The organism is Pseudocitrobacter vendiensis (assembly GCF_943590815.1).
In the GTDB taxonomy this organism is placed as follows: domain Bacteria; phylum Pseudomonadota; class Gammaproteobacteria; order Enterobacterales; family Enterobacteriaceae; genus Pseudocitrobacter; species Pseudocitrobacter vendiensis.
In genome coordinates this window covers 403,258-430,062 of sequence record NZ_CALSBS010000001.1, presented here as the reverse complement: position 1 = coordinate 430,062, position 26,805 = coordinate 403,258, and the positions used below count along the sequence as shown (strand labels likewise).

The 26,805-nt window shown below is 52.6% G+C and carries 20 protein-coding genes; 5 read left to right on the top strand and 15 right to left on the bottom strand.

Annotated elements, in window-relative coordinates; all coding sequences use genetic code 11:
- Positions 1-32 precede the first annotated feature (32 nt).
- The 10 genes from lpxK to NMC31_RS01935 form a co-directional block, all read right to left on the bottom strand.
- A complete protein-coding gene (gene lpxK / locus NMC31_RS01980; protein WP_253896765.1) occupies positions 33-1,013 on the bottom strand; it encodes a tetraacyldisaccharide 4'-kinase in 981 nt (326 codons plus the stop codon).
- Positions 1,010-2,758: a lipid A ABC transporter ATP-binding protein/permease MsbA gene (gene msbA / locus NMC31_RS01975; RefSeq protein ID WP_149461511.1), complete on the bottom strand. Its 1,749-nt coding sequence runs from the start codon at positions 2,756-2,758 to the stop codon at positions 1,010-1,012. The genes lpxK and msbA overlap by 4 nt, the downstream gene beginning before the upstream one ends.
- 36 nt (positions 2,759-2,794) lie before the next feature.
- Positions 2,795-5,062: a ComEC family protein gene (locus NMC31_RS01970; protein WP_253896764.1), complete on the bottom strand. Its 2,268-nt coding sequence runs from the start codon at positions 5,060-5,062 to the stop codon at positions 2,795-2,797.
- A gap of 238 nt (positions 5,063-5,300) precedes the next feature.
- On the bottom strand, positions 5,301-5,585 hold the full coding sequence (gene ihfB, locus NMC31_RS01965; RefSeq protein WP_015965094.1) for an integration host factor subunit beta: 285 nt from the start codon (positions 5,583-5,585) through the stop codon (positions 5,301-5,303).
- A 153-nt stretch (positions 5,586-5,738) separates the two neighbouring features.
- Positions 5,739-7,412: a 30S ribosomal protein S1 gene (rpsA, locus tag NMC31_RS01960; RefSeq protein WP_015965095.1), complete on the bottom strand. Its 1,674-nt coding sequence runs from the start codon at positions 7,410-7,412 to the stop codon at positions 5,739-5,741.
- A 114-nt stretch (positions 7,413-7,526) separates the two neighbouring features.
- The gene (gene cmk / locus NMC31_RS01955) at positions 7,527-8,210 is read right to left on the bottom strand and encodes a (d)CMP kinase (RefSeq protein WP_253896763.1); all 684 of its coding nucleotides are present in this window, start codon (positions 8,208-8,210) and stop codon (positions 7,527-7,529) included.
- A 174-nt stretch (positions 8,211-8,384) separates the two neighbouring features.
- The gene (gene loiP / locus NMC31_RS01950; protein ID WP_149461508.1) at positions 8,385-9,152 is read right to left on the bottom strand and encodes a metalloprotease LoiP; all 768 of its coding nucleotides are present in this window, start codon (positions 9,150-9,152) and stop codon (positions 8,385-8,387) included.
- 142 nt (positions 9,153-9,294) lie between these two features.
- Positions 9,295-10,578, bottom strand: a complete 1,284-nt coding sequence (aroA, locus tag NMC31_RS01945; protein WP_253896762.1) for a 3-phosphoshikimate 1-carboxyvinyltransferase — start codon at positions 10,576-10,578, stop codon at positions 9,295-9,297.
- 67 nt (positions 10,579-10,645) lie between these two features.
- Positions 10,646-11,734: a 3-phosphoserine/phosphohydroxythreonine transaminase gene (gene serC / locus NMC31_RS01940; RefSeq protein ID WP_149461506.1), complete on the bottom strand. Its 1,089-nt coding sequence runs from the start codon at positions 11,732-11,734 to the stop codon at positions 10,646-10,648.
- A 189-nt stretch (positions 11,735-11,923) separates the two neighbouring features.
- Positions 11,924-12,616: a DUF421 domain-containing protein gene (locus NMC31_RS01935; protein WP_253896761.1), complete on the bottom strand. Its 693-nt coding sequence runs from the start codon at positions 12,614-12,616 to the stop codon at positions 11,924-11,926.
- Positions 12,617-12,989: 373 nt separating this feature from the next.
- On the opposite strand from NMC31_RS01935, the gene ycaO reads away from it, so the two are divergent.
- The 4 genes from ycaO (at position 12,990) to pflA (ending at position 19,301) form a co-directional block, all read left to right on the top strand.
- Positions 12,990-14,756 (top strand): 30S ribosomal protein S12 methylthiotransferase accessory factor YcaO, encoded by a 1,767-nt coding sequence (gene ycaO / locus NMC31_RS01930; RefSeq protein ID WP_253896760.1) that lies wholly within the window; start codon positions 12,990-12,992, stop codon positions 14,754-14,756.
- A gap of 400 nt (positions 14,757-15,156) precedes the next feature.
- Entirely contained in the window at positions 15,157-16,014 is an 858-nt protein-coding gene (gene focA / locus NMC31_RS01925) for a formate transporter FocA (protein ID WP_149461503.1), read from the top strand.
- A gap of 56 nt (positions 16,015-16,070) precedes the next feature.
- Positions 16,071-18,353, top strand: a complete 2,283-nt coding sequence (gene pflB, locus NMC31_RS01920; protein ID WP_253896759.1) for a formate C-acetyltransferase — start codon at positions 16,071-16,073, stop codon at positions 18,351-18,353.
- Between the two features lie 207 nt (positions 18,354-18,560).
- Positions 18,561-19,301: a pyruvate formate lyase 1-activating protein gene (gene pflA / locus NMC31_RS01915; protein WP_149461501.1), complete on the top strand. Its 741-nt coding sequence runs from the start codon at positions 18,561-18,563 to the stop codon at positions 19,299-19,301.
- 28 nt (positions 19,302-19,329) lie between these two features.
- Here pflA and NMC31_RS01910 read toward each other — a convergent pair whose 3' ends face one another.
- Positions 19,330-20,229, bottom strand: coding sequence for a LysR family transcriptional regulator (locus tag NMC31_RS01910; protein ID WP_366938198.1), 900 nt, complete (start codon positions 20,227-20,229; stop codon positions 19,330-19,332).
- 88 nt (positions 20,230-20,317) lie between these two features.
- On the opposite strand from NMC31_RS01910, the gene NMC31_RS01905 reads away from it, so the two are divergent.
- A complete protein-coding gene (locus tag NMC31_RS01905) occupies positions 20,318-21,391 on the top strand; it encodes a linear amide C-N hydrolase (protein ID WP_253896758.1) in 1,074 nt (357 codons plus the stop codon).
- 51 nt (positions 21,392-21,442) lie between these two features.
- Here the strand turns inward: NMC31_RS01905 and NMC31_RS01900 are convergent, their stop codons facing one another.
- From NMC31_RS01900 to dmsA, 4 genes are all read right to left on the bottom strand, one after another.
- A complete protein-coding gene (locus NMC31_RS01900; protein ID WP_149461499.1) occupies positions 21,443-22,591 on the bottom strand; it encodes an MFS transporter in 1,149 nt (382 codons plus the stop codon).
- A gap of 276 nt (positions 22,592-22,867) precedes the next feature.
- Complete coding sequence (locus NMC31_RS01895; RefSeq protein WP_253896757.1) at positions 22,868-23,731, bottom strand: dimethyl sulfoxide reductase anchor subunit family protein; 864 nt, start codon at positions 23,729-23,731, stop codon at positions 22,868-22,870.
- Between the two features lies 1 nt (position 23,732).
- On the bottom strand, positions 23,733-24,350 hold the full coding sequence (gene dmsB / locus NMC31_RS01890; RefSeq protein ID WP_015965110.1) for a dimethylsulfoxide reductase iron-sulfur subunit DmsB: 618 nt from the start codon (positions 24,348-24,350) through the stop codon (positions 23,733-23,735).
- Positions 24,351-24,360: 10 nt separating this feature from the next.
- Positions 24,361-26,805 carry a dimethylsulfoxide reductase subunit A gene (gene dmsA, locus NMC31_RS01885; protein ID WP_253896756.1) on the bottom strand — a complete coding sequence of 815 codons (2,445 nt, stop codon included), beginning with the start codon at positions 26,803-26,805 and terminating at the stop codon, positions 24,361-24,363.

The following is a 26,805-nucleotide window of genomic DNA, read 5'->3' as shown; positions in this document are numbered from 1 at the left end:
CCGTATTCCGCCCGCGCGCCTTACCGTTTCGGCTATTGTTGCGCCAGAGCGACCAGTTCCTGAAGTAAACGTTGCGCCCGCTCGCCGCTCAGTTCGGCATCAACCGGCAAATACCACCAGTTGGACTTAGCAAACGCGCGGCATTTCACCGCATCCTTTTCGGTCATAATGAGCGTTTGCCCCGGCGCAGTTAGCGCCTCGACATCCGTAAGCGTCAGCGCCTGATGATCGGCCAGTGCAACGGTTTTGACCGGTTGCAGGCCGCTGTTTTCAAGCGTTGCAAAGAAACGTGGCGGGTGACCGATACCGGCCATCGCCACCACATCGTGTAATTCGGTGAGCGCCCGACGTTCGCCGGTCAGCAAGTTTACCGCCTGACCGGGTTGTAAACGCATCGGGATTTCTCCCGCCAGCGCCGTACCGCCGTTGGTTATGATTGCATCGACGGATTTTAAACGTGATGCACGTTCGCGCATCGGCCCGGCAGGCAGCCACCAGCCATTGCCAAAACGGCGCACGCCATCAATAACGACAATTTCTTTATCTCGCGCCAGGCGATAGTGTTGCAGGCCGTCATCGGTGATGATGAGTTGTACAGGATGCGCAGCAAGCAGCGCTTTGACCGCGTCAGAACGAACAGGCGACACCGCGACCGGCGCGCCCGTACGCTGGAAAATAAGCACCGGTTCATCACCGGCCTGGGCAGTGGTGATTTCCGGGTCCAGCAGCAGCGGATACGTTTCCGCTTTACCGCCATAACCACGGGACACCACACCCACGCGAATTCCCTGTTGCTGGAGCTGTTCGACCAGCCAAATCACTACCGGCGTTTTCCCGTTACCGCCCGCCGTCAGGTTACCTACAACGACAACCGGTACCGGTGCGCGCCAGGCCTTTTTAAGGCCCAGCTTATAGCTCAGTCGGATAAGCCCGCTCACCAGACCGTATAGCCAGGAGAGCGGTAACAGCAACAACCAGAGCGGTGATTCGCCCGACCAGATGCGCGCTATCATTCGCCAAATTGCATCTTGTGCAGCTGCGCATAGACGCCACGGTGGGCCAGGAGATCCGCATGGCTACCGCGCTCAACGATTCGACCATCTTCTACGACCACAATTTCATCAGCCTGCTCGATAGTGGACAGGCGGTGAGCAATCACCAGCGAGGTGCGGTTTTTCTGCAACTCATCAAGGGCTGCCTGAATCGCACGCTCAGATTCCGTATCCAGCGCAGAGGTCGCTTCATCAAGAATCAGGATTGGGCTGTCGCGCAGCAGCGCACGGGCAATGGCAATACGCTGACGCTGACCGCCGGAAAGCAGCACGCCGTTTTCACCGATAACCGTATCCAGCCCCTGATCCATCTTGTTGATGAAATCCATGGCATAGGCCATTTCTGCGGCTTTTTCGATCTGCTCGCGGCTGAACTCTTCAGTACGCGCATAAGCAATGTTATTGGCAACGGTATCATTGAACAGGTGAACGTTTTGTGACACCAGCGCAACCTGATTACGCAATGACGCCAGGGTGTACTCACGCAGGTCATGCCCATCAAGCAGAATTTCGCCTTTATCGATATCGTAGAAACGGGTGATCAGGCTCGCAATGGTTGATTTACCTGAGCCCGAACGCCCCACCAGTGCTACCGTTTTGCCTTCCGGAATAGACAGGTTGATATCGCGCAGCGCAGGCGCTTCACGACCAGGATAGGTAAAGGTGACATTACGGAACTCAAGATCGCCTTTCGCACGCTCAACCACGCGAGTGCCTTCATCTTTTTCCTGCTCAGTGTCAAGGATAGCAAACAGTGTCTGGCAGGCAGCCATCCCGCGCTGGAACTGCGCGTTGACGTTAGTCAACGATTTCAGTGGGCGCATCAGGGCAATCATGGATGAAAAGACCACGGTGATAGTACCGGCGGTCAGGGTTTCCATAACGCTCGGGAAGCTTGCGGCATACAGGACAAAAGCCAGCGCCAGAGAAGCAATCAACTGAATGATCGGGTCAGAGATGGAAGATGCAGATACCATTTTCATACCCTGCATACGCATCTTGTTGCTGACTTTATCGAAGCGTTTGGTCTCTACCTGCTGACCACCGAAAATCAGCACCTCTTTGTGCCCTTTCAGCATTTGCTCTGCACTGGTGGTCACCTGCCCCATCGTGTTTTGCATATTTTTACTGATGTTTCGGAAGCGCTTAGAAACCACGCGGATAGCAATCGACACAATCGGCGCCAGTACGATGAGGATCAGCGACAGCTGCCAGCTGTAGTAGAACATCATGATGAACAAGCCGATAATCGACGCGCCTTCACGCACGACGGTAATCAGTGCACTGGAAGAAGACGATGCCACCTGCTCAGAATCGTAAGTAATACGAGAAAGCAGCGTCCCGGTGGATTGCTTATCGAAGAAGGAGACAGGCATCCCCATCATATGACTGAATAAGCGACGGCGCACGGTCATAACAACCTTGCCGGAAACCCAGGAGATGCAATAACTGGAGACATAACTGGTGATGCCCCTAAGCACCATCAGACCGATTACCACCAATGGCATCCATAACAGCACTGACCTGTCCGTTTTACCAAAACCATCATCCAGTAATGGTTTGAGGAGCGATAACATGAAGGTATCGCTGGCTGCGTTGAAGATTAACGCAACCGCAGCCACAATCAGCCCTGCTTTAAATGGCGCAATAGTCGGCCAGAGTCGGCGGAAGGTCTGCCACGTGGAAAGATCTTTGTCGTTCTGCATTCAAAAAACCAGCTTATGTTGAAATAGCCGCATATTCTACCCGTTATCCTGCCCCTCGCCAAACCACTGATGATACCAACGAGGTAAAAGTTGATCCCGTAAGCCTTCTACTTTCCACTTACTGGCAGAAAAAGTGACCGTAATCTGCCCCTGATGCGGGGTGTCGAACCATGCATAATTATGCTGTTGATAGCGCGTCTTCACTTTCGCCGAAGGCAGACGCCACGCGTTATAGCGGGATGCGGAAGCCAACGCGGCTTGCCCGTTAACCTGCTGTAATAATGCGATGCCTGACGAGGTATTACTGCCATGGTGCGGCACCTGAATAATTGTAGACCTAAGATGCTCCCAGTAATGGCTTTGCATGGCCATTTCTGCCGATAACTCGATGTCGCCAGTCAGCAAGACGCTGTTTTTACCATCATCGATACGAATAACACAGGAACCATTATTACCGGTTTGTCTGTTTGCTGATAACGGCCAGAGCACCCGAAAAGATAATCCCTGCCATTGCCAGGCGTCACCGCGAAAACAGCCCTGATGCCCATTCCAACCTAAAGGGCTCCGTACCCAGCTTTTCGGCCAGGCGTTATGCAGGCTGTCAAAACCGCCTCGATGGTCCAGATGTTCATGGCTCAGGATAATCCCCTCCGGGGTCAGATTACGCCAGCGCAGCCAGGGAATAATCAGCTGTGTTCCGCTATCGCCGCCAGGCCACGCGAGACCCGTATCATAAACAATCGCTCTATTATGTCGCGAGATAACGACGGAAAGCCCCTGCCCCACATCCAGCATGGTGACCTGCCAACGGTCATTGGGCGTCGAGCGCCACAGGGGGAAGGTTAACAGCGCTACGCCAGACAGATAGAGCGCAGGATAAGTACGCCAGCCGTGAAGACGCCAGACGATGATCAGCATCCACGGAATGAGCGTTGCCCACGCCCAGCGCGAATCCACGCTTAGCCATCCATCTGGCAAGCTACGCAGATACGCAAATACCCATCCCATCACCGTGTCAGCGCAAACCCAGACCACCGTCTCAAGTGCCATTGGCCCGCTTAGGTGAAGTAACATTCCCAAAAGCACCAACGGCACGATCACAAACGTCACCACCGGTACCGCCAGCAAATTCGCCACCAGCGAGGTGGTGCTGACGCCGTGAAACATCAGCACCTGCAATGGCATTAGCAATAGCATCAATCCTGACTGCAGATAGAACATTTCTTTCAGAAAACACCACGCCCTACATCCCTTCCAGCGCGGCGGTGGCACCCACTGATACCAGAAAATTAGCGTGGCTACCGCGAAAGCAGAGAGCCACAGGCTGTCGGACAACACCGCTAATGGGTCAATGAATACGATAGTCGCAATGCAGCACAGCCATACGTCCCAGCCACGCCATCGCCGCCCGGATAGCCGCAGCAGCGTCCAAATCCCACCTGCCACTACCGTACGTACTGCCGGGGGCTGTAACCCGGTGAGCCAGGCGTAAAGGAAACTGCAGACTAATGCGCCAATCAGCGGGAGGCGCCAGTTAATAAGGCGGCACGGCAGGAAAAACTGTAACGCGCGAATAATCATCCAGCCCAGCGATGCGCCAAGCGCGATATGTAACCCGGAAATCGCCATCAAATGCGAAGTGCCGGTTTGTTGCATCAGCCGTTTAATTTCCGGGTCAACGCGCAGACGTTCGCCGAGCCCTAACGCCAGCAGCACATCGCGCCATTGATAATCTGTAAGAGAGGCCTGTAATGACGCCAGTAACCGCGCGCGCAGAGTACACGTGAGATCCAGCGGCGTGGCATCGATAAATCGTCCGGTCAGAGGCTGATGCTGCGCCAGCGCGTAGCGTTGAGAATCAAATCCACCATCATTAAGCTGACCATGCACCGCGCGTGCGCGAATCGTCATTGCCCAGCGTTGACCTGCGCACGGTGGCTGTGGCAAGTAGTTGCCATACAACGTGATGAGCGGCGTCGGGAAAAGCCGCTGCCCGTTGAAACGGGTAATGTTACCCTGATGCGTAGTTTGTCCGTCAGTCTGGCTAAGCACTATCTCGACGGTCTGATTTTTTCCAGGAATACGCAGCGCAGACAGTTGCACCTGCCAGGCGGCCAGCACGCCCCAGCAAAAAAGTAATCCCAGTAGACACAGAATCCGCACACCTCGTTTTGGGCGAATAAACGCTACCAGGCTAAGCACTATAATGGCCGCTTTAATGATCGGTAACGGCGGAAGCACAGGCAGCCAAATCAAAGGGAGCATCCCCAGAATCACGCAGCAGGCAAACTGTGGTACACGCATCAACACCTCCTTGTTGTGCCGAGTGTCGCGCGGGCGTCATGCCTTGTCGTGGGGCAAAATCGGATGCGTCGAGGCGTCTTCCAGACAATGTTGAGTTTGCAGCAAACGGCAAAAGATTTTGCGAGGGGGATTCAGAAAGCGTGGGGAGTGACGGTGATGCGGGAACGCAAGAAATGAAAAAAGCACCCGCAGGTGCTTTTTTCGCAATCAAGTTAAACCGTTAACGCACGGCACAAACTCAATCGTAAATATTGGCGCGATCGCGCAGTTCTTTACCCGGCTTAAAGTGCGGCACATATTTGCCTTCAAGTTCCACTTTATCGCCAGTCTTCGGGTTACGCCCGGTACGTGGTGCTCGATAGTGCAGGGAGAAGCTGCCGAAACCGCGGATTTCAATGCGCTCACCCTGTGCGAGGGTTGAGGCCATATGCTCCAGCATCTCTTTTACCGCATCTTCCACTGCTTTTGCAGGGATGTGAGATTGCTGGCTGGCAAGTCTTTCAATCAATTCTGACTTGGTCATAATTCCTCCGGTTTCCTTTCAAGGAAAATTAGCTAACAGCTTAAACAAGGGCGGCCGTAGCCGCCCTTTGTGCTTGATTACAGAACGAAAACCGTAATCTGTCAAGTAATCTCATGATTCTTCGGCTGATAATCCGACCGAAGAGTAAGAGAATTACTCGCCTTTAGCTGCTTTGAATGCTTCAGCCATTGCGTTGGAGAAGTTGCCGTCTTCCTGTTTGTTGTTAACAGTCGCGATTGCATCTTTCTCGTCAGCTTCGTCTTTAGCACGTACAGACAGGCTGATTGCACGGTTTTTGCGGTCAACACCGGTGAATTTAGCTTCAACGTCGTCGCCAACGCTCAGAACCAGAGTTGCATCTTCAACGCGGTCACGGGATGCTTCAGAAGCACGCAGGTAACCTTCAACGCCGTCAGCCAGTTCTACGGTTGCGCCTTTAGCGTCAACTGCAGTCACTTTACCGTTTACGATAGCGCCTTTCTTGTTCAGAGCAACCCAGTTGTTGAACGGATCTTCTGCGAGCTGTTTAACGCCCAGGGAGATACGTTCACGTTCTGCGTCAACCTGCAGTACAACTGCAGCGATTTCGTCGCCTTTTTTGTATTCACGTACTGCTTCTTCGCCTGCAACGTTCCAGGAGATGTCAGACAGGTGAACCAGGCCATCGATGCCGCCGTCCAGGCCGATGAAGATACCGAAGTCAGTGATAGACTTGATTTTACCTTCAACACGGTCACCCTTGTTGTGGGTTTCCGCGAACTGCTGCCATGGGTTGTTTTTGCACTGTTTCAGGCCCAGGGAGATACGACGACGTTCTTCGTCGATATCCAGAACCATAACTTCCACTACGTCGCCAACGTTAACAACTTTGGACGGGTGGATGTTTTTGTTGGTCCAATCCATTTCGGAAACGTGAACCAGGCCTTCAACGCCTTCTTCGATTTCAACGAAGCAGCCGTAGTCGGTCAGGTTGGTTACGCGACCGGTCAGTTTAGTACCTTCCGGATAACGTTTAGCGATAGCTACCCACGGATCTTCGCCCAGCTGTTTCAGGCCCAGAGATACACGGGTACGTTCGCGGTCGAATTTCAGCACTTTAACAGTGATTTCGTCGCCAACGTTTACGATTTCGCTCGGATGCTTAACGCGTTTCCATGCCATGTCAGTGATGTGCAGCAGGCCGTCAACGCCACCCAGATCAACGAATGCACCGTAGTCAGTGAGGTTCTTAACGATACCTTTAACTTCCATGCCTTCCTGCAGGTTTTCCAGCAGCTGATCGCGTTCTGCGCTGTTTTCGGATTCGATAACGGCACGACGGGAAACAACGACGTTGTTACGTTTCTGATCAAGCTTGATTACTTTGAACTCAAGCTCTTTGCCTTCCAGGTGCAGAGTATCGCGAACCGGACGAACGTCTACCAGGGAACCCGGCAGGAACGCACGAATACCGTTCAGCTCAACAGTGAAGCCACCTTTAACTTTGCCGTTGATAACACCGGTAACAGTTTCAGCTTCTTCGTATGCTTTTTCCAGCGTGATCCAGGCTTCGTGACGCTTAGCTTTCTCACGGGACAGCAGGGTTTCACCGAAGCCGTCTTCTACTGCATCCAGAGCAACGTCAACTTCGTCACCAACCTGGATTTCCAGTTCGCCAGCTGCGTTTTTGAACTGTTCTGCCGGAATTGCAGACTCAGATTTCAGGCCCGCATCAACCAGAACGACGTCTTTGTCGATAGAGACAACAACGCCACGAACGATGGAACCCGGGCGGGTTTCGATTTCTTTTAAGGATTCTTCAAAGAGTTGAGCAAAAGATTCAGTCATGTTTAATCTTCAGGTTTCATATTTAACGTCCACCTGACTCCGTGTCGGATGGGGTTGTTTAACATACCCGCTGTCACTCCATTGCAACGGGGGTACTGCAAATTCGGTCGCGTATTAGGCGAGAGCCAACTTTTGGCGCGCGTATTGTAGCGCTTTTTCAATCACTTGCTCAATGCTTAAGGTGGTGGAATCCAACACTAAAGCATCAGGAGCCGGAACCAGCGGCGCCACGGCGCGGTTGCGATCGCGGTCGTCTCGTTCCTGTATCTCGGCCAAAAGGCGTTCAAAGTTAACACTAAAGCCCTTTTCCTGCAACTGTAGCATGCGGCGATTCGCACGCTCTTCCGATGAGGCGTCGAGGAAAATTTTTACTGGCGCATCAGGGAATACCACCGTACCCATATCACGGCCATCGGCGATTAAGCCCGGCGCTTCACGAAACGCGCGCTGACGACGCAGAAGCGCTTCGCGAACGCGAGGAAAAGCCGCCACTTGTGAAGCGGCATTCGCCACTTCCTGGGTGCGGATTTCACCGCTCACGTCTTCCCCTTCCAGAATCACTTCCAGGTTGCCTTCCGTTGAGACAAAACGCACATCCAGGTGAGCGGCCAGCGGAACCAGCGCATCTTCCGACGTCACGTCGACGTGGTGATGTAACGCGGCCAGCGCCAGAACACGATAGATGGCTCCCGAGTCCAATAAATGCCACTGTAAAGCCTCAGCCATCGCTTTACACAGGGTGCCTTTACCCGCACCGCTTGGTCCATCAATTGTGATTACCGGGGCAACTGCCGTCATCTTTATCTCCTTCAACACAAGGCGTATAGAACCTAAACGCGCGCATTATACGCATGTCTACGCCTGACAGTTACCTTTGTCTGCGAATTACGGAATTAACGCCAAAAATGGTAGGAATTGTGAACACTAATTATAGCGGGCTGGCACAGGACCAGCCCAAAAGATGACAATGTTTTACTTTTTGTCAGAGGCGATACGTTCGCGGATATGCTGCGCACGTTCGGTTGAAGGCGGGTGCGAATCAAACATCGATTTGGTGTGCCCGGAGTCCAGGCTTGCCAGTTTGTCGAAGCTACCGACCAGGCCCTGAGTGCTGATACCGCGTTTTTTCAGCAGATCGTAAGAGAAGTCATCGGCTTCAGACTCTTTATCACGCGAGTATTTCGCATTGATGGCACCTTCTGCGATATCGCCAAGCTGAGAGCGAGAGAGCTGAGCTGCCACGCCGCTGGTTGCAGAGATGGCATCACGCGCAGCAACCACCGCATAAGACGCTTTCATTTCAGCCAGAGAGTGACCGAGCGCGACGTGACCCAGTTCATGACCGAGAACGCCTTCGATTTCGTTGTCGTTCATCATGTCCATCAGGCCGCTGTACACGCGCACACAGCCGTTAGCCATCGCCCATGCGTTCACATCGCTGGTCATGTAAACCTTATAGTTGACCGGTGTACCGTTGATGTTATTACCCAGCGCTTTGGCGATTTTCGCCAGGCGTTTGCTGTATTTGCTGGATGCGCCAGCCATCTGATTCTGGCTGTCGAGCTCTTTACAGCCCTGATTAGCCATGGCTTTGGCATCAGCATCAGTCAACGTTGCCGCTTTATAAGCTGACATACCTGAACTGATAGCCATGTTGGTGTCGATACCGTGAGTATTTTGACATCCACTGAGCAGCGTAGCGGAGACAGCCAGCGCCAGCAGAAGTTTAGTATTCTTCATGTGAATCATCCATTGATTATATATAATTTATCTAAATATCAATATGTTACAAAAGCAATCAAGATTATCACTATGAAGAAGTCGCAGAAAGTCCGAAAAAAAACGCCGACACAAGGTCGGCGTTTTGGAATTAGGATGTTAATTAAGCCAGCGTACTAATACGCGCCAGCTGTTCGAAATAGTCCGGGAAAGTCTTCGCCGTACATTTCGGATCAAGGATAGTCACTGGCGTGTCAGACAACGCCACCAGCGAGAAGCACATCGCCATGCGGTGATCGTTGTAGGTGCCAATTTCAGCAAACTGCAATTTTGTCGGCGGCGTAACGCGAATGTAATCTTCACCCTCTTCCACTTCTGCGCCGACTTTGCGCAGCTCTGTCGCCATGGCAAACAGACGGTCAGTCTCTTTGACGCGCCAGTTATAGATGTTACGCAGTGTGGTGGTACCTTTAGCGAACAGCGCTGCGGTGGCAATCGTCATCGCCGCATCAGGAATATGGTTCATGTCCATATCAATGGCATTCAGTTCACCACGGGTACAGGCAATGTAGTCATCGCCCCAGGTAACTGTCGCACCCATTTTTTCCAGCACATCGGCAAAGCGGATATCGCCCTGCACGCTGTTACGCCCAATCCCGGTCACCTTCACGGTTCCGCCGCGGATAGCGCCCGCTGCCAGGAAATAGGACGCAGACGAGGCATCACCTTCCACCAGATACTGGCCCGGAGACTGATACTGCTGACCGCCACGCACGACAAAGCGCTGATAATGTTGATTTTCCACTTCAACACCAAACGTTTTCATCAGATGCAGGGTGATGTCGATATACGGTTTAGAAACCAGATCGCCTTTGATAGTAATGGTGGTGTCATTCGATGCCAGCGGCGCGGTCATCAGCAGTGCTGTCAGGAACTGGCTGGAGACGGTACCGTCAACCTCAACGTTGCCGCCGCTAAAGCCGCCCTGCAAACGCAGCGGTGGATAATTATCCTGCTCAAGATAGGTAATTTGCGCCCCGCCCTGACGCAGCGCGTCAACCAGGTGGCCAATCGGACGCTCTTTCATGCGCGGTTCGCCGGTCAGCACGATATCGTTGTGACCCAGACAAAGCGCAGCCGCCAGAGGACGCATCGCCGTTCCGGCATTCCCGAGGAATAATTCCAGTGATTCATTGGCCTGCAACGGACCTGCATTACCCGTGACTTCACAACGGGTGCGATCGGCAGACAAGGTGTATTGAATTCCCAGCGCACTCAGTGCATTCAGCATGTGGCGAACATCGTCGCTGTCCAGCAGGTTAGTCAGGACAGTGGTGCCGCGTGCCAAAGCCGCCAGCAGCAAGGCGCGGTTAGAGACACTCTTTGAACCAGGCAGGTTAATAGTGCCATCAACACGCGCAATGGGTTGTAACGTCAGGGATTCCATGAAACTCAACTCTCAAAATCGACAATAAAAACCCCCGCCGACTATTGCGGGGGATGAAAACGAAAAATTAACCGTGGCGACGTTCGAAATCTTGCATGAAATCGGTCAGTGCCTGAACGCCTGCCAGCGGCATTGCGTTATAGATTGACGCACGCATCCCGCCCACAACGCGGTGACCTTTCAGCGAATGGAGACCCGCCGCAAAGGACTCTTCAAGGAAGACTTTATCCAGTGCGCTATCGGCCAACTGGAACGGAATGTTCATGCGAGAACGGTTCGACACCGCAACGTCGTTACGATAGAAATCACTGTTGTCGATGACGCCATACAGCAGTTCAGCTTTCTGCTGGTTGATGCGATCCATCGCCGCCACGCCGCCCTGCTCTTTCAGCCATTTGAAGACCAGGCCCGCCAGATACCAGGCGAAGGTCGGTGGCGTGTTGAACATGGAATCATTCTCGTTCAGAACGGAGTAATCCAGAATCGACGGGCAAGCGGTATTGGCTTTGCCGAGCAGATCTTCACGCACAATCACCAGCGTCAGGCCTGCCGGACCGATATTTTTCTGTGCACCCGCATAAATTACACCAAAACGGCTGACATCAATCGGGCGGGAAAGGATGGTAGAGGAGAAGTCAGCGGCAACGACCACGTCTTTACCGAAATTCGGGGTTTCATCGATAGCGATGCCATCAATGGTTTCATTCGGGCAATAGTGCAGATAAGCAGCATTGTCAGAAAGCTGCCATTCGCTCATCGGCTTCACGGCACGCTTGCCGTCAACGGTGATTTTGGCGTCAATCACGTTCGGCGTGCAGTATTTCTTCGCTTCTTTTACTGCGCTGGCTGCCCAGTAACCCGCGTCAACATAGTCTGCGGTGGTTTTATCACCCAGAATGTTCAGCGGCACGCCAGCGAACTGGCCGCGACCGCCGCCGTGGCAAAACAACACTTTATAGTTGGAAGGGATGTTGAGCAGGTCACGAAAATCCTTTTCTGCTTCTTCCGCCACGTGGATAAACTCTTTCCCACGGTGGCTGACTTCCATTACTGATGTACCCAATCCGTTCCAGTCGCGTAATTCGTTTTGCGCCTGTTTAAGGACATCTGCCGGTAGCATTGCCGGACCCGAACTGAAATTAAAGACCTGAGCCATTTCCCCTCACCACGTTGCAATGTTGTCTACCCGGGTGTTTTCACCCGGATATAAGTTATTCCTGTGGATATCGGTTTTATCATTCAGTGACACGCGCCGCAATGGGTAATACGGAGTGGTCATAAAATGCGTCATACGTCACACAACAGAATCTTCCGCATTGACGAGTGAAAATGGAGAAATCCGCTATCAGGTGATGCGTTTTGCGGTGCTGGCCTTCGACCATTCTGGATTTGCGCAGCGGGGACATAATTGATGCTCCCCGGCATTAAAGTGAAAAATTGCGCTGCAACGGACACAGGCGTAATCCGCTGCCTCGGGAATCGTCGTAAAGCGCGACGTGCAGCTCGCCGGGAGAATCACCAAACCGGCTTTTACGTCATCATCAGGATAGTAGTAGAGGCTAATCTGCCCATTGGTTTCCATTATGGCTAACCGTACCTGCCCGAGATGCTCAACGCCGCCCAGCCGCAGTTCCATAAAAAACTCAAACTCGGTCATGTTCTCAGATTGCAAACGTTCCCACGCCAGCTCGCCCTCTTCCACGACAATGACCGGTTTCCCCTCCAGCAAATCTTCCAGTTTTTCGCTACGCGACATCAGCCACATCACCAGCCGATAAAGGGCAGCCAGCGTGATAAACACCACCAGCACTGGCAGCATCGGCACATCGTCATAAAATGCCACATCGCCAGCGGCTGAGCCCAGCGTCAGGATGATGAGCACTTCAAACAGCGACATCTGCCGCACGCCGCGCCGACCGGTGATTTTCAGGAACAGAAAAACCAATATAAAGGTGTAGAGCGAACGCAGCGCCACTTCGCCAAGGAAGTCGAGCGGGACTTTATCCAGCGCCATGCGGTGTAGATCGAACGATTTCATTTTATTACCTGAATGGGGAGTTGCGATAAGGATAGACCAGGCGGGGAGACACTGTGGGGATGGGGATTTTGTAAGCTGGTTGCACGGCAGTGAACACAATCCATTCCATTCTATCCGACTGTTTTCTTAAAGAAAAAATCTAATACCTATCATTTCAACCTATTTTTCTCACCCCATAATCGCAGGCTAAAAAATCAACAAATTACGCGCATCCACAAAAAAAGGTTCCGTGGCTAACTGAATATTCATGTCTTCATCTCGCTTTCTGAAGTCACGATCCGTCCCGATTCGATCTTAGTTTCAATGAATATGGCGTCATTAATCCAAACCCCGTATCATTGCGCGCTTTCCGTACGATAAAAATGAGACCGTCATGACGCAAACCTATATCCCCGGCAAAGATGCCGCACTGGAAGATTCCATCGCTCGCTTCCAGAAAAAACTGCTCGACCTGGGCTTTGACATCGAAGAGGCCTCCTGGCTGAATCCGGTGCCAAATGTTTGGTCAGTACATATCCGCGACAAGGCGTGCTCGCTGTGCTTTACCAACGGGAAAGGCGCAACCAAAAAAGCCGCGCTGGCGTCTGCGTTAGGGGAATATTTCGAGCGCCTGTCAACCAACTACTTCTTCGCCGATTTCTGGCTGGGCGAGAAAATCGCTAACGGTCCATTTGTGCATTATCCGAATGAAAAATGGTTCCCTATTCCGGAAGATGACGAACTGCCGGAAGGCCTGCTTGATGCGCGACTACGTGCGTTCTACGATCCTGACGATCAACTGACCGGCAGCCTGATGGTCGATCTGCAATCGGGCAATACCGATCGTGGTGTTTGCGGCCTGCCGTTTACTCGCCAGTCTGACGGTGAAACCATTTATATCCCGATGAATATCGTCGGCAACCTGTACGTTTCTAACGGTATGTCTGCGGGCAACACCGCTAACGAAGCGCGCGTGCAGGGCTTGTCGGAAGTATTTGAGCGTCACATTAAAAACCGCATTATCGCCGAGAGCATCAGCTTGCCGGAAATCCCGAAAGAGGTGATGGCGCGCTATCCTGGCGTCGTAGCATCTATTGAAAAACTGGAAGCGGAAGGGTTCCCTATCTTCGCTTACGACGGCTCTTTAGGGGGGAAATACCCGGTTATCTGCGTCGTGCTATTCAACCCGGCAAACGGCACCTGCTTTGCCTCCTTCGGCGCACACCCGGACTTTGGCGTCGCGCTGGAGCGTACCGTTACGGAACTGCTTCAGGGCCGTGGTCTGAAAGATCTGGACGTGTTCACGCCGCCAACCTTTGATGATGAAGAAGTCGCCGAGCATGCCAACCTGGAAACTCACTTTATCGATTCCAGCGGTTTGATCTCCTGGGATCTCTTTAAGCAGGATGCCGACTATCCGTTTGTGGACTGGAACTTCTCCGGCACCACTGAAGAAGAGTTCGCTACCCTTATGGCGATCTTCAACACGGAGGATAAAGAAGTGTATATCGCGGATTACGAGCATTTAGGCGTGTACGCCTGCCGTATTCTGGTGCCGGGAATGTCGGATATCTATCCTGCGGAAGATCTGTGGCTGGCAAACAATAATATGGGTAGCCACCTGCGTGAAACGATTATGACCCTGCCAAATAGTCAGTGGGAAAAAGAAGAGTACCTGAATCTGATAGAGCAGCTTGATGAAGAAGGTCTGGACGACTTCACCCGCGTGCGTGAACTGCTTGGCCTGGCAACGGGCAAAGACAATGGTTGGTATACGCTGCGTGTCGGTGAATTGAAAGCGATGCTTGCACTGGCCGGTGGCGATCTGGATCAGGCGCTGATCTGGACCGAATGGACAATGGAATTCAACGCATCCATCTTTAGCGCTGAGCGGGCGAATTATTATCGCTGCCTGCAAACCTTATTACTGCTGTCTCAGGAAGAAGAACGTCAGCCGCTGCAATACCTGAACGCGTTTATTCGTATGTACGGTGCTGAAGCCGTTGAAGCCGCCAGCGCTGCGCTGAGCGGAGAAGCGCCGTTCTATGGTTTGCAGGCCGTTGACAACGATCTGGTGGCCTTCCCGGCGCACCAGTCGCTACTGGCGGCCTACGAAAAATTGCAGTGTGCAAAAGCTGCGTTTTGGTCAAAGCAGGGCTAAAAAGACCGGAGAATAAGTAGGTTTAAAGATTACTCTACGCTATATTGTGGGGCCGTTTAACGGCCCTTTTTTTATTTCTAAAATGCCGTAAATTAATATGTGATAATTACGTTACGCACAAGTAAACACTATTATTGGTAGCTTACCAATAATGTTAATTTAAATGATCATTACTCCATTTTAATTAACTGGCAAAACGGGAGGGGGACGAAATAAATCAACTGATATTGCAAACTTTAAAATTTATTTTTATTTTGATAATCAAAAAGTTATGCCGCTTTCGATGAAAAACCATTCGATTTGCGGGCCTATAAGCCAGGCGAGATATGATCTACATCAAATTCTCATCTATAATGCTTTGTTAGTATCTCGTCGCCGACTTAATAAAGAGAGAGTTAGTGTGAAAGCTGACAACCCTTTTGATCTACTTGTTCCTGCCGCGATGGCCAAAGTTGCCGAAGAAGCAGGTGTCTATAAAGCAACGAAGCATCCGCTGAAAACCTTTTATCTGGCGATTACTGCGGGCGTGTTCATCTCGATTGCTTTTGTTTTCTACATTACTGCCACCACAGGAACCGCGGGAATGCCTTTTGGCGTCGCGAAACTGATTGGGGGTATCTGCTTCTCACTGGGCTTGATTCTCTGCGTCATTTGCGGGGCCGACCTCTTCACCTCCACGGTACTGATCGTAGTGGCGAAAGCCAGCGGTCGCATCACATGGGGTCAACTGGCGAAAAACTGGTTGAACGTCTATGTTGGTAACCTGGTAGGATGTCTGCTCTTTGTTCTGCTGATGTGGCTTTCCGGCGAGTATATGACCGCCAACGGTGGCTGGGGCCTGAACGTCCTGCAAACCGCTGACCACAAACTGCACCACACATTCATCGAAGCCGTAGCACTCGGCATCCTGGCTAACCTGATGGTTTGCCTGGCCGTCTGGATGAGCTACTCTGGCCGCAGCCTGACAGATAAAGCCATGATTATGGTTCTTCCGGTTGCCATGTTCGTCGCCAGCGGCTTTGAGCACAGTATTGCAAACATGTTTATGATCCCAATGGGGATTGTGATTCGCAACTTTGCAAGCCCGGAGTTCTGGACCGCAGTTGGTTCAACCCCGGATAGTTTTTCTCACCTGACTATCATGAACTTCATCACTGATAACCTCATTCCGGTGACTATCGGGAATATCATTGGCGGAGGCCTGTTAGTTGGGCTGACATACTGGGTCATTTACCTGCGTGAAGGCGACCATCACTAAAGTGAGCGTTGTGTCAGGCAGTAAATAAAAAATCCACATAAGAAGGTAGGTGTTACATGTCCGAGCTTAATGAAAAGTTAGCCACAGCCTGGGAAGGTTTTACTAAAGGTGACTGGCAGAATGAAGTCAACTTACGTGACTTCATCCAGAAAAACTACACTCCATACGAGGGTGACGAGTCCTTCCTGGCAGGTGCTACTAAAGCAACTACCGAGCTGTGGGACAAAGTAATGGAAGGTGTTAAACAGGAAAACCGCACTCATGCGCCTGTTGACTTCGACACCGCTGTTGCTTCTACCATCACCTCCCACGACGCGGGCTACATCAACAAGTCGCTGGAAAAAATCGTTGGTCTGCAGACTGAAGCTCCGCTGAAACGCGCGCTGATTCCGTTTGGCGGCATCAAAATGATCGAAGGTTCCTGCAAAGCGTACGATCGCGAACTGGACCCGATGATCAAAAAAATCTTTACCGAGTACCGTAAAACTCACAACCAGGGCGTGTTCGACGTTTATACTCCGGACATCCTGCGTTGCCGTAAATCTGGCGTCCTGACTGGTCTGCCGGATGCCTACGGTCGTGGTCGTATCATCGGTGACTACCGTCGTATCGCCGTTTACGGTATCGACTTCCTGATGAAAGACAAATTCGCTCAGTTCACTTCTCTCCAGTCTGACCTGGAAAACGGTGTGAACCTGGAAGCGACTATTCGTCTGCGTGAAGAAATCTCTGAACAGCACCGTGCGCTGGGTCAGATCAAAGAGATGGCTGCTAAATACGGCTACGACATCTCTGGTCCGGCTACTAACGCTCAGGAAGCTATCCAGTGGACTTACTTCGGCTACCTGGCTGCGGTTAAATCTCAGAACGGCGCTGCAATGTCCTTCGGTCGTACTTCCAGCTTCCTGGATATCTACATCGAACGTGACCTGAAAGCAGGCAAAATCACTGAACAAGAAGCTCAGGAAATGATTGACCACCTGGTCATGAAACTGCGTATGGTTCGCTTCCTGCGTACTCCTGAATATGATGAACTGTTCTCCGGTGACCCGATTTGGGCAACTGAATCCGTCGGTGGTATGGGCGTTGATGGCCGTACTCTGGTTACCAAAAACAGCTTCCGTTTCCTGAACACCCTGTACACCATGGGCCCGTCTCCGGAACCGAACATCACTATCCTGTGGTCTGAAAAACTGCCGCTGGCGTTCAAAAAATACGCTGCGAAAGTGTCCATCGATACCTCTTCTCTGCAGTATGAGAACGATGATCTGATGCGTCCAGACTTCAACAACGATGACTATGCTATCGCTTGCTGCGTAAGCCCGATGATCGTTGGTAAACAAATGCAGTTCTTCGGTGCGCGTGCTAACCTGGCGAAAACCATGCTGTACGCAATCAACGGCGGCGTTGATGAAAAACTGAAAATGCAGGTTGGTCCGAAATCTGAACCGATCAAAGGCGATGTGCTGAACTACGACGAAGTTATCGACCGTATGGATCACTTCATGGATTGGCTGGCTAAACAGTACGTCACCGCACTGAACGTCATCCACTACATGCATGACAAATACAGCTACGAAGCTTCTCTGATGGCGCTGCACGACCGTGACGTTATCCGTACCATGGCTTGCGGTATCGCGGGTCTGTCCGTAGCGGCTGACTCCCTGTCTGCAATCAAATATGCGAAAGTTAAACCGATTCGTGACGAAGACGGTCTGGCTATCGACTTCGAAATCGAAGGCGAATACCCGCAGTTTGGTAACAACGATGCTCGCGTCGATGACATGGCTGTTGACCTGGTAGAACGTTTCATGAAGAAAATTCAGAAACTGACTACTTATCGTAACGCTATCCCGACTCAGTCTGTTCTGACCATCACTTCTAACGTTGTGTATGGTAAGAAAACCGGTAACACCCCAGACGGTCGTCGCGCAGGCGCTCCGTTCGGACCAGGTGCTAACCCAATGCACGGCCGTGACCAGAAAGGTGCTGTTGCCTCTCTGACCTCCGTTGCAAAACTGCCGTTTGCTTACGCTAAAGATGGTATCTCTTACACCTTCTCTATCGTTCCGAACGCACTGGGTAAAGACGACGACGTTCGTAAAACCAACCTGGCAGGCCTGATGGATGGTTACTTCCACCACGAAGCGTCTATCGAAGGTGGTCAGCACCTGAACGTTAACGTTATGAACCGCGAAATGCTGCTCGACGCGATGGAAAACCCGGAAAAATATCCGCAGCTGACCATCCGCGTATCTGGCTACGCAGTACGTTTTAACTCCCTGACTAAAGAACAGCAGCAGGACGTTATTACTCGTACCTTCACTCAGTCCATGTAATGGATTTGACTGAAATCGCGATTTAAAAAGCGTACAATAAAGGCTCCGCGTAAGTGGGGCCTTTCTTATAAGTGCCCTACTCTCTCCGAGCCTATTTTGCGGGTTAATCTCTATAATGAAATTAACGTGCAAAATAAACTCAAGACGGCCTGAAGTCATGATCGTCGCCCCTGCCGGACGCGGGGAAAAACTGGAGATAACACTGCAATGTCTGTAACTGGTCGCATTCACTCCTTTGAATCCTGTGGCACCGTTGATGGCCCAGGTATCCGTTTTATCACCTTTTTCCAGGGCTGCCTGATGCGCTGCCTCTATTGCCATAATCGTGATACGTGGGATACACACGGCGGTAAAGAGGTGACTGTTGAAGAACTGATGAAAGAGGTGGTGACCTATCGCCACTTTATGAACGCGTCCGGCGGCGGTGTGACCGCATCCGGCGGCGAAGCCATTCTTCAGGCAGAGTTCGTGCGTGACTGGTTCCGCGCCTGTAAGAAAGAAGGCATCCACACCTGCCTCGATACCAATGGTTTTGTGCGTCGCTACGATCCGGTCATCGATGAACTGCTGGAAGTCACCGATCTGGTGATGCTCGATCTCAAACAGATGAACGATGAAATTCACCAGAATCTGGTTGGCGTCTCCAACCATCGCACGCTGGAATTTGCACAGTATCTGTCGAAAAAAGAGATCAACGTCTGGATCCGCTACGTGGTGGTTCCGGGCTGGTCAGACGATGACGATTCCGCGCACCGTCTGGGCGAATTTACCCGCGATATGGGCAACGTCGAGAAAATCGAACTGCTGCCGTATCATGAACTGGGTAAACATAAATGGGTGGCGATGGGCGAAGAATACAAACTGGATGGCGTCCATCCGCCGAAAAAAGAGACCATGGAACGCGTAAAAGGCATTCTGGAACAGTATGGTCATAAGGTGATGTACTAAAACCCTTAGCGTGACTCCGCATCAGGAGTCACGCATCCTCTCTCCACGTCATATCAATCGCATCCCAAACCTGCTCCAGTTGATTAGGTTGTATCTGCCCAGGCTTCCACAGCGCAACCATCGGATGCGTTAACCCCTTATCGCCCGCCTCGGTCTCCTGACGTTCAACATTTTCCCACCCTTCTACGCCAAAATGGCGCGGTAAAAAAGCCCAGCCGTCTCCGGCGGACAACCGTTTTTGCAGCAACGTGATTTCATTAACGCGAATGATACGGTCGGCAATTTGAATACGCTGCGCCAGCGCCTGCTGCAACATGCAGAACGGCACCAGTTGCGGGCTGGCGGCGAGGTGTAACATCGATACCGGCGAGACCGGGAAAAAGCCCTTTCGCGCCCAGACAGACAGCGAAATAGCCCCCACCGCTCGCCATTTAAGATGATCGTTAACCGAACGATTCAGAGCCTGATATATACCGATGTCCGCCTTCCCTTCATCCAGCCAACGCTCCGCCTGTTGGCGTTCACACATCAGCAGATCCAGTGAAATATGTTGCTGCGCGAGAGTGCTTGCCAGTCTGAGTAAAAAATCACGCGGCGTGAAAGGGTCATAGCACAGCGTCAGTTGTGTCTTGAGCTGATCGGGCAGTTGCTTAGCAACCTGCGAAAAAGCCTGAGCTTCATGCAAAAACAATCGTGCCTGGCGATACAGGCGTTTGCCGGAATCGGTCAGTTCAAGCGGACGCTTAGTGCGATCAAACAGGACATAACCTAAATCTATTTCAAGATAATCAATAAGCTGACTTACCGTCGTCCTGTCCTTCTTTAGTTTTTTCGCCGCCTGTGTCAGGGTTCCACACTCACAAACGCAGGCAAACGCTTCAATTTGCGCCAGAGAAAAATTAATCGGCTCCATAGGTTTCTTATCCATTTACGGGGGATATTCCCCCGTTAAGTGATTTATCGTGCTGGGCATATTAACCCTAACATAGACGGGTGAACTTAACTGAGGAAGAAAAATGAAGAATCAAAAAATCTCCGCCGTCGCATTGGGTCTGGTACTCACTGCGGGGGTAAGTGTCAGCGCCGATGCCTGTACCCGCGCATTTATGAACATGTTTCCGGGCTATATGGTCACCGCCCGCAACCTGGATTTCTTTGGCCCTGTCGATCCGTCACTGGTAATCACCCCAAAAGGCATCGCCCATAATGGCGGAGACAGCGCTAAAGCGGCGCACTGGACCACACGTTATGGCAGCGTCGTAGTTTATGCCGATGGTGTCTTTCCAATGGATGGTATGAATGAAGCCGGCCTGGCGGGGCATACGCTGTTTTATATGAATGGCTCGCAGGTACAGCAGGATAATCAGGAAAAGCCAGTGCTGGAAAGCCGGGCGTGGTTAAGCTATATCCTTGATAACTATGCGACGGTTAACGATGCCGTCGAAGGAATTCGCCATAACGTGCGTCTGGCTGCGGCTAAACTGCCGGTGGATTACGCGACGGATACTAAACATATCGCGATCGAGGATAAGAGCGGCGACTCGGCCATCATTGAAATTGATAATGGCAAAGTGAATATCTACCACGATAAAAATTACCGCGTCATGACTAACCCACCGTCTTACGATAAACAGTTAGCGAATCTCGCGCGCTTCAGCCACGCGAAACGCGACGCTATTCCAACCGGGCTTGACGCAGACCAGCGTCTGGTACGCGCCAGCTGGAACTTGCAAAATCTTCCAAAACCGGAAAACAAGAACCAGGCTCAGGGATTTGTCCTGTCGGTCATCAATAACGTGGCCTACCCGATCGGTATTCCGGCAGAAAGTAGCGAGCAAAAAGTCATAGATATGTACGCGAAATACAGTAAGAAACCGGAAAACAACAAAGGTATTGGCACGTACTGGACAACGATATCTGACCTCTCGCATCAGGAATATCACTTTAAATCGACCTTTGCCGCCTCACAGGTGTGGGTGGATTTAAAACAAATCAACTTCAGTGCGGGTCAGCCGGTGAAAACCATCAGCGGTCTTAATGACTATGCACAGAAAGGCTGGGAAGGGAATATTCTGGCGCAGGCGAAATAATCGTAACGCCCGATAATATTTGAATTATCGGGCTTTCACTTTGAGTGCGGATCAGGCATGCGCCACGGGCGTCGGATGATGCCCGGCTTTACGCAGCAGCATAAGCAAATAGACAAACGAGACGCAGGCAATCATCACGAACAATAGGTTATCGGAATAATTCTGCATCAGCATTGCCGTCAGCGTCGGGCCGAGCAGGCTACCGATGGTATAGCTCAGCAGCAGCGCCTGGTTCATCGATACCAGTTGATGATGTTCCACTTTTTCGCAGGCCCAGGCCATCGCCACCGGGTAAAGCGTAAAGCCGGAGGCACCGAGAACAAATAACGCCGGCGCCATTGCTGCATTGCTCAGCATTGCAAGGCAACCAAGGATCACCACGAAGACCTGAACACGCAGTACTAACAGACGGCCATAGCGATCCGCCAGGCGGCCAACCGGCCACTGCCCCACAATGCCCGCGCTGACCATCACCGCCATCCAGAAACCGATACCGGAATCACTGACGCCCTGGTGGTTCAGATAGAGTGGCATCAGACCGTAAAGTGAGCCCAGCACAATCCCGGAGATAATGCAGCCGTTAACGCCAAGGCGTGCCTGACGCAGCGTGAACATCGACCACACGCGGGTCGAAACATGTGTTTCATCTTGCTGATTGTTAATACGCGTAAACAGCATCGGTAAAATGGCGGCCAGTACCAGTCCCGTCATCACCGGTAACACGGTCAGCAGATCGGTTGGCAGTTTGCTGACCATGATTTGACCCAGCACGGTACCGACGTAGTACACCATCATATAGGCCGCCAGCAGACGCCCACGGTTACGCGATGTGCCACTGCACATCAACGCGCTTTCCACGACCACCCAAATCATTGCGCAGCCCACGCCCGCAACAAAGCGCCAGAACATCCAGCTCCAGAACCCGACCATCACCCCCAAGCCTACGCAGCCCACGGCAAAAATCGCGGAGGCAATGTAGTAGCTACGGTTAAACCCCATACGCTTGATCAGGCGTCCGGTCAGCAGTGTTCCCACCAGGTTACCGGTGAAATAGGAGGATCCGACCATCCCGACCTGCCAGGTTGGCAAGTTTTCATGGGCGAGCCAAAGCGGGACGAGCGTATTTAATACCGCGATCGCCAGAGTCAACAAAAGTAAGCCACAGAGCAACAGCTGCACCGGGCGAGTATAGGTGTTCATGGGTAAAAACCGTGAGGATGATCAGATTTCGAGCGCATCATGCCACGGCCATGATTAAAGTCAATCGCCCGTCTGACGGGGGCTGCGGGGAATATAGGGCGACGATTGATGTTTCTTATCCAACGAAGCGGAAATAAATTCACGCCACCAATCATTTCATTGTTTTTATTCGTTTATTACCGGAACGTGCCGGAACGATTGGTCGAAAAATTTCATGATAAAAAGCATTAAAAAGCCAGGGCGCGATGCCCTGGCTTTTTTCATACCCGCAATAACTTAGCTGGCAATCGCCATGCCAACGGTCATATGCAGGCCATAGAAGACACCGCGACCAATCAGCTCACCCGCAATAACCAGCACCACGGCGATGCTCAGTAGCGGCAGCGCGGGCTGATAGCCTCGCAGCTGCGGCGCAACCCAGCACACCAGCGCAAGGGCAATCAGCACCACGCGCCAGGCCATCAACGAACCATAATCCGGCACCAGTGCTGACGCCTGCTGAATAGAGCTGTGAATCGTCGCCAGTTCAGCGCCCTGCATCAGCGCAACCACCACGCTCACCACCAGCGCAACGATGCTAACGGCAGGCAGCAGACGCATCGCCCAACCGGTGACATCGGCCGCACGCAGCAGCAGATAGCCCAGCAGCGGGCCGCCAATGAACAGCGTCAGGAAGAAGCTCATCGGCGTCCAGACACTGTACCAGGTCGGCACGGTATCAATGCTGTTGTACACACGCACCATCATCCAGACGAATACTACGCCCAGCACTGCGGTGACAATCAGCCACAGCCCACGCAGCGCTGGCGACAGTTTTTTCATCATCGCCAGCAGCCAGCCAAGGCCGCCGACCGCAAAGAAGATTGCGCCGCTGGCAATTTCATTACTCAGCGCCGATGACCCCACGCGGTTCAGCGAGTTGAATGCGCGCATTGGGGAACCCAGGTGAAGCGTCGAGGCAATAAACGCAATACCCATCAGCACCCACAGCGCAAACATCCCGGTCACCACGCGTTGCTGTGCGTCAGTACGTAAGTCGCCCTTTAACAGCGCCAATGCCAGTACGATAAACGCCCCCACCACACATTGACCAAAGACCGTAAAGATCATCAGCGGCCATTCATGCCATCCACTTCCCATCTCACACCTCCTTCGGATTGGCTAAGTAGCCCGTGGTGTCGCCGGTTGGGCGACTGTTGGCATTCGGCTTAATGACGATGCTCGGTTTGGTGAAATGCGCAGACGGCAGCGGCGCAACGGCGGCAAGGTTACCGTGTTTTTTGCGCAGTTCGTCAATCGGGCCGAAATCGAGCGCGCGCAGCGGACAGGATTCCACACAGATTGGCTTTTTACCGTCTGCCACGCGGTCGTGGCAGCCATCACATTTCGTCATGTGCCCTTTCGCTGCGTTGTACTGCGGCGCACCGTACGGGCAAGCCATATGGCAGTAGCGGCAGCCGATGCAGACATCTTCATCGACGACCACAAAACCATCTTCGCGTTTGTGCATCGCGCCGCTCGGGCAAACCTTGGTACAGGCCGGATCTTCGCAGTGGTTGCACGAAATAGAGAGATAGTAAGCAAAGACATTCTGATGCCAGACGCCGTTGTCTTCCTGCCAGTCGCCGCCCGCGTATTCGTAAATACGACGGAAGCTGACGTCCGGGCCTAAATCTTTGTAGTCTTTACACGCCAGCTCGCAGGTTTTGCAGCCGGTGCAACGACTCGAATCAATATAAAAACCGTATTGGGTTGTCATCGATTACTCCTTACACCCTTTCAACCTGAACGAGATTTGTGTGTGACGGGTTGCCCTTCGCCAGCGGCGATGGACGCTGCGTCGTCAGAACGTTGATACAGCCCGCCTGATCCACACCTTTAGCATCCGGGTCATACCATGCCCCTTCGCCCAGTGCGACAACGCCCGGCATCATACGCGGCGTGACTTTCGCCTCGATATGCACTTCGCCACGGTCGTTAAAGATGCGCACACGATCGCCATTGGCGATACCGCGTTGTTTCGCATCCAGCGGGTTGATCCACATTTCCTGACGGCAGGCCGCTTTCAGCACTTCAACGTTGCCATAGGTTGAGTGGACGCGGGATTTATAGTGGAAACCGGTCAGCTGCAACGGGAATTTCTCGGTCAGCGGATCGTTATAGTTTTCAAATCCCGGCGTGTAGATTGGCAGCGGATCGATAACATCGCCTTCCGCCAGTTCCCAGGTTGCGGCAATTTTCGCCAGTTCCTGAGAGTAAATTTCGATTTTGCCCGAAGGTGTGGTCAGCGGGTTGGCCTGAGGATCTTCACGGAAGGCTTTATACGCAACGTGATGTCCTTGCGGATCGCGCTGTTTGAAGATCCCCTGCTTACGGAAGGTGTCGAAGTCCGGCAGCTCAGGAATTGCTTTGCGTGACTGTTCATACAGATGGCGCATCCACTCTTCCTGACTGCGGCCTTCGGTGAACTGCTGCTCCACACCCATCCGTTTGGCAAGTTCTGTGGTCATGTCATAGATGGTTTTGCACTCGAAGCGCGGTTTAATCGCCTGGTCAGCAAAGATGACGTACGACATGTTGCCGCAGGACGCATCCAGCGCGAAGTCCATCTGTTCAGATGCGGTGCAGTCCGGCAGGATGATATCGGCGTATTTCGCAGACGAGGTCATATGGCAGTCGATCACCACAATCAGCTCGCACTTCTTGTCATCCTGTAGGATTTCGTGGGTACGGTTGATTTCCGAGTGCTGGTTGATAATGCAGTTACCCGCATAGTTCCAGATCATTTTGATCGGCACATCGAGTTTCTCTTTCCCACGCACACCGTCGCGCAGCGCGGTCATTTCCGGGCCACGTTCGATGGCATCGGTCCACATAAACATGGAGATGCTGGTCTGAATCGGGTTTTCCAGCGTCGGCATGCGCACGAACGGCAAAGAGTAAGATCCTTCACGCGCGCCGCTGTTACCACCGTGAATCCCGACGTTACCGGTCAGGATAGAGAGCATAGAGATCGCACGGGTGGCGATTTCACCGTTGGCATGACGCTGCGGTCCCCAGCCCTGAGAAATAAACGCTGGTTTAGCGGTTGCAATTTCACGCGCCAGCTTCACAATGCGGTCCACCGGAATACCGGTGATAGCAGACGCCCACTCCGGCGTTTTGGCCACACCGTCGTTGCCCTGGCCCAGAATGTACGCTTTATAGTGCCCATTGGCTGGCGCGCCCGCGGGCAGCGTTTTCTCGTCGTAACCGACACAGTATTTATCGAGGAACGGCTGATCGACCAGGTTCTCATTGATCATCACCCACGCCAGTGCAGAAACCAGCGCCCCGTCGGTACCCGGACGAATGGGAATCCATTCATCTTCGCGCCCGGCGCCGGTGTCGGTATAGCGCGGATCGACGATGATCATGCGCGCATTCGATTTCTGACGTGCCTGTTCAAGATAGTACGTTACCCCGCCACCGCTCATACGCGTTTCGCCAGGGTTATTACCAAACAGCACGACCAACTGGCTGTTTTCGATATCAGACGGGCTGTTGCCGTCGGCCCAACCGCCGTAAGTGTAGTTAAGACCTTCTGCAATCTGTGCGGACGAGTAGTCACCGTAATGGTTCAGATAACCGCCACAGCAGTTCATCAGGCGGGCAACCAGGGTGTTTCCCGGCGGCCATGAGCGCGTCATGGTGCCGCCAAGCGTACCCGTACCATAATTGAGATAGATAGATTCGTTACCGTACTCTTTGATCAGGCGCTGCATGTTGGTGGCGATGGTATCGAACGCCTCCTCCCAGCTGATGCGCTCAAATTTCCCTTCGCCGCGTTTGCCTACGCGTTTCATCGGGTATTTCAGGCGATCCGGGTTGTAGACGCGGCGGCGCATAGAACGCCCGCGCAGACAGGCGCGAACCTGATGTAAGCCGTCGTAGTTATCATCACCGGTGTTGTCGGTTTCGACATATTTGATCTCACCATCCACAACGTGCATGCGTAGCGGGCAACGGCTACCACAGTTTACGGTACACGCGCTCCAGGTGAGACGCTCAGCGGCAGTTGCCGGGGCTAACGCATCAGCAGCGCTTACCATACGGCTAAACGGGAGCGTGAAGGCACTGCTGGCCATCGCCAGGCCGCCAATTGCCGAGGTTTTCATCAAACCGCGACGGCTGACCTCGGCTGCCAGAATGGCATCGGGGGTCTTAATTTTCAT

Bases quoted from the DNA above. Each gene is read 5' to 3' on its own strand.
- lpxK (WP_253896765.1), bottom strand. From the start codon at position 1,013: ATGATAGCGCGCATCTGGTCGGGCGAATCACCGCTCTGGTTGTTGCTG.
- msbA (WP_149461511.1), bottom strand. From the start codon at position 2,758: ATGCAGAACGACAAAGATCTTTCCACGTGGCAGACCTTCCGCCGACTC.
- NMC31_RS01970 (WP_253896764.1), bottom strand. From the start codon at position 5,062: ATGCGTGTACCACAGTTTGCCTGCTGCGTGATTCTGGGGATGCTCCCT.
- ihfB (WP_015965094.1), bottom strand. From the start codon at position 5,585: ATGACCAAGTCAGAATTGATTGAAAGACTTGCCAGCCAGCAATCTCAC.
- rpsA (WP_015965095.1), bottom strand. From the start codon at position 7,412: ATGACTGAATCTTTTGCTCAACTCTTTGAAGAATCCTTAAAAGAAATC.
- cmk (WP_253896763.1), bottom strand. From the start codon at position 8,210: ATGACGGCAGTTGCCCCGGTAATCACAATTGATGGACCAAGCGGTGCG.
- loiP (WP_149461508.1), bottom strand. From the start codon at position 9,152: ATGAAGAATACTAAACTTCTGCTGGCGCTGGCTGTCTCCGCTACGCTG.
- aroA (WP_253896762.1), bottom strand. From the start codon at position 10,578: ATGGAATCCCTGACGTTACAACCCATTGCGCGTGTTGATGGCACTATT.
- serC (WP_149461506.1), bottom strand. From the start codon at position 11,734: ATGGCTCAGGTCTTTAATTTCAGTTCGGGTCCGGCAATGCTACCGGCA.
- NMC31_RS01935 (WP_253896761.1), bottom strand. From the start codon at position 12,616: ATGAAATCGTTCGATCTACACCGCATGGCGCTGGATAAAGTCCCGCTC.
- ycaO (WP_253896760.1), top strand. From the start codon at position 12,990: ATGACGCAAACCTATATCCCCGGCAAAGATGCCGCACTGGAAGATTCC.
- pflB (WP_253896759.1), top strand. From the start codon at position 16,071: ATGTCCGAGCTTAATGAAAAGTTAGCCACAGCCTGGGAAGGTTTTACT.
- pflA (WP_149461501.1), top strand. From the start codon at position 18,561: ATGTCTGTAACTGGTCGCATTCACTCCTTTGAATCCTGTGGCACCGTT.
- NMC31_RS01910 (WP_366938198.1), bottom strand. From the start codon at position 20,229: ATGGATAAGAAACCTATGGAGCCGATTAATTTTTCTCTGGCGCAAATT.
- NMC31_RS01905 (WP_253896758.1), top strand. From the start codon at position 20,318: ATGAAGAATCAAAAAATCTCCGCCGTCGCATTGGGTCTGGTACTCACT.
- NMC31_RS01900 (WP_149461499.1), bottom strand. From the start codon at position 22,591: ATGAACACCTATACTCGCCCGGTGCAGCTGTTGCTCTGTGGCTTACTT.
- NMC31_RS01895 (WP_253896757.1), bottom strand. From the start codon at position 23,731: ATGGGAAGTGGATGGCATGAATGGCCGCTGATGATCTTTACGGTCTTT.
- dmsB (WP_015965110.1), bottom strand. From the start codon at position 24,350: ATGACAACCCAATACGGTTTTTATATTGATTCGAGTCGTTGCACCGGC.
- dmsA (WP_253896756.1), bottom strand. From the start codon at position 26,805: ATGAAAATTAAGACCCCCGATGCCATTCTGGCAGCCGAGGTCAGCCGT.